The sequence below is a fragment of the Nostocoides australiense Ben110 genome (genome assembly GCF_001050535.1).
In the GTDB taxonomy this organism is placed as follows: Bacteria; Actinomycetota; Actinomycetes; order Actinomycetales; family Dermatophilaceae; genus Nostocoides_A; species Nostocoides_A australiense.
Window position 1 is genome coordinate 1,113,396 of record NZ_HG764815.1, and the last position, 10,587, is coordinate 1,123,982.

The 10,587-nt window shown below is 67.7% G+C and carries 12 protein-coding genes; 5 read left to right on the forward strand and 7 right to left on the reverse strand.

Annotated elements, in window-relative coordinates; all coding sequences use genetic code 11:
• On the reverse strand, positions 1–771 hold a 771-nt coding region (trpD, locus tag BN11_RS05395; protein ID WP_053084014.1), incomplete at its 3' end, for an anthranilate phosphoribosyltransferase.
• Positions 768–1,106 (reverse strand): hypothetical protein, encoded by a 339-nt coding sequence (locus BN11_RS21680; RefSeq protein WP_083433554.1) that lies wholly within the window; start codon positions 1,104–1,106, stop codon positions 768–770. The genes BN11_RS21680 and trpD, both read right to left, overlap by 4 nt.
• Positions 1,107–1,278: 172 nt before the next feature.
• On the opposite strand from BN11_RS21680, the gene ctaE reads away from it, so the two are divergent.
• Genes ctaE through qcrB form a run of 4 tightly spaced genes read left to right on the forward strand, consistent with a single transcriptional unit; the run spans position 1,279 to position 5,652 of the window.
• Complete coding sequence (gene ctaE, locus BN11_RS05405) at positions 1,279–1,938, forward strand: cytochrome c oxidase subunit 3 (protein WP_456152334.1); 660 nt, start codon at positions 1,279–1,281, stop codon at positions 1,936–1,938.
• A 28-nt stretch (positions 1,939–1,966) separates the two neighbouring features.
• Positions 1,967–2,752: a cytochrome bc1 complex diheme cytochrome c subunit gene (gene qcrC / locus BN11_RS05410; RefSeq protein WP_048695454.1), complete on the forward strand. Its 786-nt coding sequence runs from the start codon at positions 1,967–1,969 to the stop codon at positions 2,750–2,752.
• Positions 2,753–2,755: 3 nt separating this feature from the next.
• Positions 2,756–3,946, forward strand: a complete 1,191-nt coding sequence (gene qcrA / locus BN11_RS05415; protein ID WP_048695457.1) for a cytochrome bc1 complex Rieske iron-sulfur subunit — start codon at positions 2,756–2,758, stop codon at positions 3,944–3,946.
• A complete protein-coding gene (gene qcrB / locus BN11_RS05420; protein ID WP_048695460.1) occupies positions 3,943–5,652 on the forward strand; it encodes a cytochrome bc1 complex cytochrome b subunit in 1,710 nt (569 codons plus the stop codon). The genes qcrA and qcrB overlap by 4 nt, the downstream gene beginning before the upstream one ends.
• Positions 5,653–5,734: 82 nt before the next feature.
• Here qcrB and BN11_RS05425 read toward each other — a convergent pair whose 3' ends face one another.
• Positions 5,735–6,091: a metallopeptidase family protein gene (locus BN11_RS05425; RefSeq protein ID WP_048695463.1), complete on the reverse strand. Its 357-nt coding sequence runs from the start codon at positions 6,089–6,091 to the stop codon at positions 5,735–5,737.
• Between the two features lie 2 nt (positions 6,092–6,093).
• Entirely contained in the window at positions 6,094–6,624 is a 531-nt protein-coding gene (locus BN11_RS05430) for a MarR family winged helix-turn-helix transcriptional regulator (RefSeq protein ID WP_162213167.1), read from the reverse strand.
• A gap of 101 nt (positions 6,625–6,725) precedes the next feature.
• Here BN11_RS05430 and BN11_RS05435 point away from each other — a divergent pair, with 101 nt between their 5' ends.
• On the forward strand, positions 6,726–7,280 hold the full coding sequence (locus tag BN11_RS05435) for an NADPH-dependent FMN reductase (RefSeq protein WP_048695472.1): 555 nt from the start codon (positions 6,726–6,728) through the stop codon (positions 7,278–7,280).
• Between the two features lie 18 nt (positions 7,281–7,298).
• Here BN11_RS05435 and BN11_RS05440 read toward each other — a convergent pair whose 3' ends face one another.
• The 3 genes from BN11_RS05440 to ctaC are packed head-to-tail and all read right to left on the reverse strand — an operon-like array spanning position 7,299 to position 10,310.
• Positions 7,299–7,700 carry a cytochrome c oxidase subunit 4 gene (locus BN11_RS05440; protein WP_048695475.1) on the reverse strand — a complete coding sequence of 134 codons (402 nt, stop codon included), beginning with the start codon at positions 7,698–7,700 and terminating at the stop codon, positions 7,299–7,301.
• A 7-nt stretch (positions 7,701–7,707) separates the two neighbouring features.
• Positions 7,708–9,393, reverse strand: coding sequence for an aa3-type cytochrome oxidase subunit I (gene ctaD / locus BN11_RS05445; protein WP_048700880.1), 1,686 nt, complete (start codon positions 9,391–9,393; stop codon positions 7,708–7,710).
• A gap of 29 nt (positions 9,394–9,422) precedes the next feature.
• Positions 9,423–10,310: an aa3-type cytochrome oxidase subunit II gene (gene ctaC / locus BN11_RS05450; RefSeq protein ID WP_048695478.1), complete on the reverse strand. Its 888-nt coding sequence runs from the start codon at positions 10,308–10,310 to the stop codon at positions 9,423–9,425.
• Positions 10,311–10,587 lie beyond the last annotated feature (277 nt).

The following is a 10,587-nucleotide window of genomic DNA, read 5'->3' on the forward strand; positions in this document are numbered from 1 at the left end:
GGGGTGGATCAGGTGCTCGCCGATCTGCCCGTCGCGCACCCACCACAGGCGGGAGGGTCCGGAGATCGTCAGTTCGTCGAGGCCGTCCTCCCCGCGGAAGACCAGCGCCGGGCGCTTCCGGGCGGCGAATACGCCCGCGATGAGTTCGGCGATCCGCAGGTCGGCGGCGCCGACGGCGGCAAAGGTGGGCTGACCGGGGTTGGTCAGCGGCCCGAGGCTGTTGAAGATCGTGCCGATCCCGAGTTCGCGGCGGGTCGTCGCCGCATGCCGCATGGCCGGATGGAAGGCCTGGGCGAAGCAGAAGGTGATGCCCGCCGCGTCGCCGACCGCGGCCACCCGCTCCGGCGCGAGCGACAGATCGACACCCAACGCTTCGAGAACATCGGCGCTGCCGGACGACGACGAGGCGGCCCGGTTGCCGTGCTTGAGGACGCGCAGCCCGGCCCCGGCGAGCACCAGCGCCGACATCGTCGAGATGTTGACCGTGTGCGCCCGGTCGGCCCCCGTGCCGACGATGTCGATGCTGTGTTCGGGGGTGGGGATGCGGTTGGCGTGCGCCAGCATCACGTCGGCGAGGGCGTGCAATTCCTCCACCGTCTCGCCCTTGGCTCGCAGGCCGATGACGAACCCGGCCACCTGGGACGGACTGGCCTCGCCGGCGAAGACCTGGTCCATCGCCCAGGTGGCCTCGGCATACGACAGGTCACGACCGGTCACGAGGGCAGTCAGGATGTCCGGCCACGTCGAGACGGGGCCCGTGGACTCGCTCACGCGGGGATCAGAGGGCGGCCGGCTCCGGCCCGGGGGCCGGGGCAGAGGCGAGAGCCTGCTCGATGCCGGCACACAGGGCGATCGGGTCGAGTGGCTGGGGCCGCCTCGCCATCGAGGATGAGCAGGTCGAAGCGTTCGTTCGCGACGGCCTCGATGACGGCCGGCGGTGTCGCGCACTCATGCCACGAGGTGACTTCGAGGTCGCGGGTCGGCCGGCGACCCACACCGGCGCGCACGGCGTCGCGGGTGGTGAAGTCGTCGCTGTAGAGCAGCACCGACAGCGGGCGGGGCCCGGTCGCGGTGGCGGGTTCGGCGTGCGAAGAGCTCTCGGCCATGGGACAAGACTAACGGGATGACCCGCTCGGCCCACGCCACCTCCGCCCGCCGGACCTTCGGCGGGGCGTACCACGATGGAACCGCGGCCCGACGAGGCACGTTATGGACTCGATCCACCCGTTTCGGGGGGGTCGGCTCCCCCGCCGATTCGTTTACCGACATAATGCTGCCGTGGCCACAGCATCCGCCGTTCATTCCGGCACGTCTCCGACGCCCTACGCGCACGCCACGGGCACCGTAACCCGTCCCAACATGGTGTCCGTGGGGACCATCGTCTGGCTCTCCAGCGAACTGATGTTCTTCGCGGGTCTCTTCGCGATGTACTTCACGATTCGCCAGGTCCGCCCCGATCTGTGGGCCGAGCACACGCCGACGCTGAACGTGCCGTTTGCGGCCGCCAACACCTTGATCCTGGTGATCTCCTCGGTGTGGTGTCAGCTCGGGGTCCACCAGGCCGAGCACGGCAAGGCCTTCCGGTCCGGGAGCCTGCTCAACGTCGGCAGCTGGGGCATGCGCGAGTGGTACGTCCTGACCTACATCTTCGGCGCGATCTTCATCGCCGGCCAGGTCTACGAATACGCCCACCTCGTCCACGACGGCATCACGCTCGCCTCGGACGGCTACGGCTCTGTCTTCTACCTGACGACCGGCTTCCACGGCATGCACGTCACTGGCGGCCTGATCGCGTTCCTGCTGATCATCGCCCGCACCTTCACAACCAGGCACTACAGCCACGCCCAGGCCACGGGCGCGGTTGTGACGTCGTACTACTGGCACTTCGTCGACGTGGTGTGGATCGCGCTGTTCGCGACGATCTACCTGCTCAAGTGATCACCCGCGCAACAGAAAAGAGACCGAAGTGAACGCACTCGCCGCACGGCGACGGCACCCGGCCGCGATCTTCCTGCTTTTGTTGTTGGGACTGATCCTGACCGGTGGGGCGTATGCCGCCCTCGCCCCCAAGCCCGCCATCGCCGCCGAGGCGTCGGCCGGGCAGGTCAAGGAAGGCCAAGAGCTGTTCAAGACCAATTGCGCCACCTGCCACGGCGCCAACGCGCTGGGCACGAACGTCGGACCCAATCTCGCCGGCGTGGGTGCGGCCGCGGTCGACTTCCAGATGGGCACCGGGCGGATGCCGATGGCCGAACCGGGTGTCCAAGCCCCGCGTGGGAAGGAAGTCCAGTTCTCGGAGGAGCAGATCGCGGCCATCGGCGCGTTCGTCGCCTCCCTCGCCCCCGGCCCCGCGGTGCCGGCCGAGGAGTACACCACCGGCGCTGGCGGCGACCCGGGCAAGGGTGGCGAGATCTTCCGCACCAACTGCTCGATGTGTCACAACTCCGCTGGTGCTGGTGGGGCGCTGACCCGCGGCAAATACGCCCCCAAGCTGACCGGTGTCGAGGGCAAGCACATCTATGAGGCGTTGCTTACCGGCCCGCAGAGCATGCCGGTGTTCAACGACGACAACATCTCGCCCGAATCCAAGAACGACCTGATCGCCTACCTGAAGGCGATGGAGGCGGAAGGCAACCCCGGCGGTATGGCGCTCGGCAGCCTCGGTCCCGTGCCGGAGGGCCTCGTGGCCTGGGTGTTCGGCCTCGGGGTCCTCGTGGGCGCTGCGTACTGGCTCGGGCAGAAGGGAGCCTGACCGATGAGCAGCGACACCGACGCCACCCCACGAGGTGGATCCACGGCATACGGTGCCGACGACTTCGCCGCCGAGGAGTCCTCGGCGACCGCCGTCCGCCTCGATGACGGTCACCACGTCGTCGGCGACGGAGCGTTGCCGGCCCATTTCGAGAACCCCGGCCTCCCACCGCACGTCGAGCGGATGGCGGACACGAGCGAGAAGGCCGCCAAGCGTGCCGAGCGGCAGGTCGCCGGCCTGTTCACTCTCTCCATCCTCGGCACGATCCTGTTTCTCGTCGCCTACTTCGCCTTCGACACCGCGCACCGCAGCTGGGTGCCGGGCCTGGGTAACGTCTCCACGACCAACCTGCTCTTCGGAATCGGCCTCGGCTTGGCCCTCCTCGGTATCGGCCTCGGCGCTGTGCACTGGGCCAAGACCCTCATGCCCGACGCCGAGGTCGTCGAGGAGCGCCACCCGCTGCGCTCGAGCGACGCCGCCCGCGAGGACTTCGTCGGCATCATGCGCGACGGGGGCGAGAAGGCCCAGCTCTTCCGCCGGCCGCTGATCAAGGCCACCCTCGGCGGCGCTCTCGGGCTGTTCTCCCTGCCGCTGCTCGTGCAGCTGGTCGGCAGCCTCGGCCCGCTGCCGAAGAACCACCTCTCGCTGACCATGTGGAACGGCGAGCCCGACGGGCACGGCGGCTACACCCCATACGACAAGCGTCCCCGGCTGGTCACCGACCCCGAGGCGATGCCGATCAAGGCCGAGCACGTCACGATCGGCTCGGTCTACCACGTGCTCCCCGAGGGCCTGCTCACCAACGAGGAACTCGGTGTCGAGGGTCTCGAGCACGGCCAGCTCGAGGAGAAGGGCAAGGCCGTGGTCCTGCTCCTGCGCCTCGACCCCAAGGACTTCAAGCCGACCGAGCGGGGCCAGAAGGCGCTGTCGTGGGGCTATCAGGGCATCGTGGCCTACTCCAAGATCTGCACCCACGTCGGCTGCCCCGTCGGCCTTTACGAGCGCACGACACACCACCTGCTGTGCCCGTGCCACCAGTCGACCTTCGACGTGACCGATGACTGCCACGTCATCTTCGGCCCCGCCAAGCGTCCCCTGCCGCAGCTGAAGATCGACGTGGACGACGAGGGCTACCTTATTGCTGCCGAACCGTTCCACGAGGCGGTCGGCCCGAGCTTCTGGGAGCGTGGATGAGCACCAACGCGTACGACCGCCCGGCCGAGGCGCTGCGCAGCGGCGACAAGCCCGTGACCGCGCCCCCGTCCGCGGGCGCCAAGAAGCTCGGAGGCGTGGCCGGGTGGGTCGATGACCGCCTCGGCCCGGCCAAGGGCGTCAACTACCTGATGAAGAAGGTCTTCCCCGACCACTGGTCCTTCATGCTCGGCGAGATCGCGATGTACTCGATGATCGTCTGCCTGCTGACCGGTGTGTTCCTGACCTTCTGGTTCATTCCCAGCGCCGGCCACACCACATACGACGGGTCGTATGTGCCGCTGCAGGGCGTCGGCATGTCGGAGGCCTACGCCTCCTCCCTGAAGATCAGCTTCGACATCAAGGGCGGCCTGCTGATCCGGCAGATGCACCACTGGGCCGCGCTGATGTTCATCGTCGCGCTCTCGGCGCACATGCTGCGGGTCTTCTTCACCGGCGCCTTCCGCAGGCCGCGTGAACTCAACTGGGTCATCGGCTGCATCCTGTCGATGCTCGCCCTGGTCGAGGGCTTCGCCGGCTACTCCCTCCCCGACGACCTGCTCTCCGGCACCGGTCTGCGGGCGGCGGAAGGCTTCATGCAGTCCGCACCGATCATCGGGTCCTACCTGGCCTATATGGTCTTCGACGGGCCCTTCCCCGGTGAGGCGATCATCCCCCGCCTGTACGGCGTCCACGTGCTCCTGCTGCCGGCCATCCTGGTCGGGTTGTTCACCGCGCACATTGTCATGGTGGCGGTGCAGAAGCACACCCAATACCCCGGGCCAGGCCGGACCAACTCCAACGTGGTCGGGTTCCCGGTCATGCCGGTGTATGCCGCGAAGGCCGGCGGTTTCTTCTTCATCGTCTTCGGGTTCATCGCGGTGCTGTCCGCGCTCGTTCAGATCAACGCGATCTGGGTCTACGGGCCATACGACACCTCGGCCGTGACCGCCGGCGCCCAGCCGGACTGGTACATGGGCTTCGCCGACGGCGCGCTGCGGCTCCTCCCGGGCTGGCTGGAGTTCCACGCCTTCGGCTACACCTTGAGCCTCAACGTCGCCATCGGCGCCCTGATGCTGATCCCGATCATGTACGGCATCATGGCCGCCTACCCGTTCATCGAGGCCTGGGTCACCGGCGACAAGCGCGAGCACCACCTGCTCGACCGCCCGCGCAACCAGCCGACCCGCACCGCCCTCGGTGTCGCCGCGTTGACCTTCTACGGCGTGCTGATGTTCGCCGCGGCCAACGACATCATGGCGATCAAGCTGCACATGTCGATCAACGACATCACCTACTTCTTCCGGACGGCGGCCTTCGTCCTGCCGGTCATCGCGTTCTGGGCCACGCGGCGCGTCTGCCTGAGCCTGCAGCGCGCCGACCGCAACAAGGTGCTGCACGGCCGGGAGACCGGGCGCATCGTGCGGACCGCGGACGGGCAGTTCTTCGAGGCCCACGAGCCGCTCGACCCCTACACCCGGTGGAAGCTCGTCGGCTTCGAGGGCCAGCAGCCGCTGGAGCTCACGTCCGGTGTCGACGCCCACGGGGTGGCCGCACCGTCCAACGGCAAGTGGCGCACCCGCCTGAGCCGCTTCTACTTCCAGGACGTCGTCCAGCCGGTGACGCCCGCGGAACTGGAGGCCGCCCACCACGACGGGCACGCCACGGAGCACCTCGAAGCGGGCGAGACCACCAAGGCGCTGCACTGATCCGACGCCTCCTGACGCCGCTCCTGGCGTCGCCACTGCTGACCCTGGCCGCGAGCCCCGTGCTCGCGGCCAGGGCCGTTTCTCAGCCCCAGCCGAGGTCGTGCAGGTGGGCGTCGTCGATGCCGAAGTGGTGGGCGATCTCGTGCACGACGGTGATCTCGATCTCGTCGAGCAACTCCTCGCGCGAGTCGCACATGCGCGTCAGCGGGCCGCGAAACAGCACGATGCGATCGGGCAGGTTGAAGGTACCCCAGCCGCTGTTGCGCTCGGTCAGCGCCATCCCGTCGTAGATGCCGAGCAGGTCGTCCGGTTGATCGGCCGGCGGCTCGTCCTCGACGAAGAACGCGACATTGTCGAGCAGGTCCATCAGTTCGGCCGGCACGCTGTCGAGGGCGTCGCCGACGGCCAGCTCGAACTCTTCGGGGCTCATCGCGATCATGATCAGCAGGGTTCGGTATGCGGTGGAGCCGGGCGCCCCGGCCCGGCGCCTTGGAGTGCGGCCACCAGGTCGGTCAGCCGGCTGCGCAGCTGCGTCAGGTCGTCCTCGGCGGGCAGGAGCGCGCCCCAGTCCTGCTCGATCTCGACGAAGGTCGCCTTGACGTGCGCCTGGGCCCGCTCCCCCTTCGCCGTCAGCACGAGGATGCGGGCGCGATGGTCGTCGGGATCGGGCTCGGTGCGCAGGTAGCCATTGCGCTCCAAATGGGCGATCTGCTGGCTGATGGCCTGCTTGCTGACATCGGTCATGGCGACGATCTGGCTGGCGCGCCGCGGCCCCGCCCCCAGGTGGCGCAGCACATTGCGTGAGTGGGCCAGGGACAGCGCGCAGAACGGCGAGGTGGCCAGCCGGGCGTCGAACTCGGCGACGAAAGCCGCCTCCAGCCGCCCGAGCAGCGCCACGAGCGGCACCCGCTCCTCCCCGCGCGCCGGCGCGCACGAGCCGGGAAGCGCGCAGTCCGGGGAAGGGTTGGCCATGTCCACCAGCATACTGGAATAGTCAAGCGACTTGACAGTGTGGGATCGTGGTGTCATATTGGTCAAGCACTTGACTTTTCCGCATCGCTTCAGGAGACATCATGAACGTCCTGGTCCTGCTCGGCAGCCTGCGTCCCGAATCCACCAACCGCCAACTCGCGAACGCGGCCCTCGCGCACCTCCCGGAGTCGGCGCGCGCCCACGTCAGCACGCTGCCGGCGGGCCTGTCCTTCTATGACGAGAGCCTGGACACCGACGAGCGGCGCCCCGGGCTCGTCGATGCCTTCCGGGCCGAGGTCGCCGCGGCGGACGCAATCATCGTCGTCACGCCGGAATACAACGGCTCGGTTTCCGGTGTCGTGAAGAACGCCCTGGATTGGGCCTCGCGCCCCCGGGGCGCCGCTCCGATCGCCGGGATCCCCGCTCTAGTCCTGGCGGCGTCCGGCTCCCCGCGCGGCGCGCAGTGGGCCCGAGAGGCCGCCGTGCGCGTCCTGCAGATCGCCGGCGCCGCTCCCCTGGCCGAGACGCTCGGTGTTGCGTCGTCCTATGCCGCGTTCGGCGCCGGCGACGCGCTCCTGGACCCCGCCGTGGACGAGCGACTCGCCGCCGTCATCGGCCAACTCCTCGACGCGGCACGCACCCCCGCCGCCGCTTGACGCCCTCCAGGACCCAGCTCAGTTGGCGTGGGCGCCCTTGAAGTACTCGAAGGTCCAGCCGACGAGGGCGAAAAGGCCGAAGAAGGCGCCGATGGCGAACATCCACCAGCCGACGGCCAGGCCCATGAACATCAAGGATGCGGTCAGGGCGAGCCAGAGCGGCCACCAGGAATAGGGCGAGAACGAGCCGTACTCGCCCTCGAACTCCCGGATCTCACCCTCGGGGTTGTCGTCGGGCCGGTAACCGATGCGCTTGCCGGTCAGCCAGAAGTAGAAGGCGACCATGAAGCCCAGGCCGCCGCTGAGGAACAGCGCGGGGGCCCCGACGAGTTCCTGCCAGTCGGTGACGATGCCGTAGATCAGGCCCATGACGGTGGCAAAGATCCCGACGACCAAGAAGACGATGGCTTCGACCTTCATACAGGCATCAGGCCTTTCCGGCGGTCAGGGCGTCGGCCGCGTTGGCGCGGCGCAACGAAGCGGGGGCGCCTTCGGGGTGGTTCAGGTCGAAGGCCGGACGCTCGGAGCGGATGCGCGGGATGGAGTTGAAGTTGTGCCGCGGCGGCGGGCAGGACGTCGCCCACTCCAGTGAGGCGCCGTAGCCCCACGGGTCGTCGGTGTCGACAAGCGGGGCGTACTTCCAGGTCTTCCACACGTTGTACATGAACGGCAGCATCGAGGCGCCCAGGATGAACGCGCCGACGGTGGAGACCTGGTTGGCGAGCGTGAAGCCGTCCTCGGGGAGGTAGTCGGCGTACCGGCGCGGCATACCGTCCACGCCCACCCAGTGCTGGATGAGGAAGGTGGTGTGGAAGCCGATGAACAGCAGCACGAAGTGAATCTTGCCGAGCGTTTCGTCGAGCATGCGACCGGTGAACTTCGGCCACCAGAAATAGAAGCCGGCGAACATGGCGAAGACGACGGTGCCGAAGACGACGTAGTGGAAGTGCGCGACCACGAAGTAGGAGTCGGACAGGCTGAAGTCGAGCGCCGGGCTGGCCAGGATAACCCCCGTCAGGCCACCGAAGAGGAAGGTCACGAGGAAGCCGATCGCCCAGATCATCGGCGTGGAGAAGACCAGGTGGCCACCCCACATCGTGCCGATCCAGTTGAAGAACTTCACGCCGGTCGGCACTGCGATCGCCATCGTCATGATGGCGAAGAAGGGCAGCAGCACTTGGCCGGTGACGTACATGTGGTGCGCCCAGACGCTGACCGACAAGGCGGCGATGGCGATGGTGGCGAAGATCAGGGTCTTGTACCCGAAGATCGGCTTGCGCGAGAAGACCGGCAGCACCTCGGAGATGATCCCGAAGAACGGCAGCGCGATGACGTAGACCTCGGGGTGGCCAAAGAACCAGAACAGGTGCTGCCACAGGATCGGGCCCCCGTTGGCGGGGTCGAAGATCGTGGCCCCGAAGCGACGGTCGGCACCGAGCGCGAAGAGCGCAGCGGCCAGCGGCGGGAAGATGAGGATGATCAGCAGCGAGGTGATCAGGATGGTCCACGTGAAGATGGGCATCCGGAACATCGTCATGCCGGGGGCACGCATGCACACGATCGTCGTGATGAAGTTGACGCCACCCAGGATGGTTCCGAAACCACCCATGGCCAGGCCGAAGACCCACAGGTCACCGCCGACGCCGGGGCTGAAGACGGAGTTCGACAACGGTGCGTAGGCGAACCAGCCGAAAGCAGCCGCACCCATCGGGGTGAGGAAGCCGAAGGCCGCGATCAGGCCGCCGAAGAAGTAGAGCCAGAAGGCGAACATGTTCAGGCGCGGGAACGCCACATCGGGGGCGCCGATCTGCAGCGGCACCAGTGCGTTGGCGAAGCCGGCGAACAGGGGTGTCGCGAAGAGCAACAACATGATCGTGCCGTGCATCGTGAACAGCTGGTTGAACTGCTGCTTGTCATCGACGATCTGGATGCCCGGCTCGAAGAGCTCCAGGCGGATGATCAACGCCATCAGGCCGCCGATGAGGAACCAGGCGAAGGAGGCGATGAAGTAGAGATTGCCGATGACCTTGTGGTCGGTGGTCGTGACCCACTTGACGAAGGTCGTGCCCGGGGCGAGGCGCTTGTGCTCGACGCGCTCGGCCGTGCGGAGCATCGTCCCGTCGTTCGTGATGCTGCTCATGGTCAGTTGCTCCCCGTCGTGAGCTTGTCCTTGTCCTGCTCGATGATCGGCTCACGCAGCACGCTCGCCGGCAGCAGACCCTCGTTGCCCTGGGCCTTCAGATCGTTGATGTGTTTGTCGTATTCGGCCTGCGAGACGACCTTGAGGTTGAAGAGCATCTCCGAGTGGTAGGCGCCGCACAACTCGGCGCACTTGCCGGCGAAGGTGCCCTCACGGGTCGGCACGACCTGCAAGGTGTTGACGCGACCGGGGATCAAGTCGAGCTTCTGCAGGAAGGCCGGCACCCAGAAGGAGTGGATGACGTCATTGGCGACGAGCTGGAACTCGATGCGCTTGCCCACGGGCACATAGAGCGAAGGCAGCGTCTCCTCGACCCCGGGCTTGCCCGTCAACTGGGCCTGGGTGCCGGACTCGTGGGCATTGCCCTCGAGGTAGTTGAAGTCCCAGCTCCACTGCTTGCCGATGACCTGGATGGTGACGTCCGGCGTCTGCTTGGTGTCCGTCAGCTCCCGCTCGTCGCGGTCGGTGTAGTAGAACAGCACGCCGATCATCATGATCGGGACGACCGTGTAGAGGATCTCCAGCGGGATGTTGTACTTCAGCTGCGGCGGAAGGGGCGGGTCGTCCTTCTTGCGCTTGTAGGCCACGACGCACCACGCGGTCAGCCCCCACACCAGGACGCCGACGGCCAGCGCGGCGATCCACGAACCGATCCAGAGGCTGCGGACGCGCTCGGCGCCCTCGGTGGCGCCCTGCGGAAGATAGCCGTCCTGGACCCTGCCCTGGGCGCCGGCCAGGCCGCATCCCCCAAGGCTGAGGACGGCAGCCGTCAACGCCAGGCCGAGTCCGGCGCGGGAGCGTCGGCGGGTGACGGTGTCAGACAGTCGCAACGGGCACCTCTTCGGATCGACATGCGGTCACTTTTGTGCAGCGGGCACCCGCTGGCAGCGACGTGCTTGGCAGTAAAGGTACCGCAGGCTCAAAGCCGCGCAACGAAGGGGTCGGCTAAGTTATCGAAGCGTGGCCGCTTTCCCCGCTCAGCGGGCCTTTCTCGACGCGGCAAGCGGGCCGCTGCACCCCCTCGCCGCGCAGACGATGACGGCCGCCGTGGACGCCGGCTGGGCCGACCCGCGCCGCCTGTACCGCGAAGGACGCCAGGCGGCCGCG

Excerpts from the sequence above, each read along its gene's own strand:
- BN11_RS21680 (WP_083433554.1), bottom strand. The coding sequence starts at position 1,106 with ATGGCCGAGAGCTCTTCGCACGCCGAACCCGCCACCGCGACCGGGCCC.
- qcrA (WP_048695457.1), top strand. The coding sequence starts at position 2,756 with ATGAGCAGCGACACCGACGCCACCCCACGAGGTGGATCCACGGCATAC.
- qcrB (WP_048695460.1), top strand. The coding sequence starts at position 3,943 with ATGAGCACCAACGCGTACGACCGCCCGGCCGAGGCGCTGCGCAGCGGC.
- BN11_RS05425 (WP_048695463.1), bottom strand. The coding sequence starts at position 6,091 with ATGATCGCGATGAGCCCCGAAGAGTTCGAGCTGGCCGTCGGCGACGCC.
- BN11_RS05430 (WP_162213167.1), bottom strand. The coding sequence starts at position 6,624 with ATGGCCAACCCTTCCCCGGACTGCGCGCTTCCCGGCTCGTGCGCGCCG.
- BN11_RS05435 (WP_048695472.1), top strand. The coding sequence starts at position 6,726 with ATGAACGTCCTGGTCCTGCTCGGCAGCCTGCGTCCCGAATCCACCAAC.
- BN11_RS05440 (WP_048695475.1), bottom strand. The coding sequence starts at position 7,700 with ATGAAGGTCGAAGCCATCGTCTTCTTGGTCGTCGGGATCTTTGCCACC.
- ctaD (WP_048700880.1), bottom strand. The coding sequence starts at position 9,393 with ATGCTCCGCACGGCCGAGCGCGTCGAGCACAAGCGCCTCGCCCCGGGC.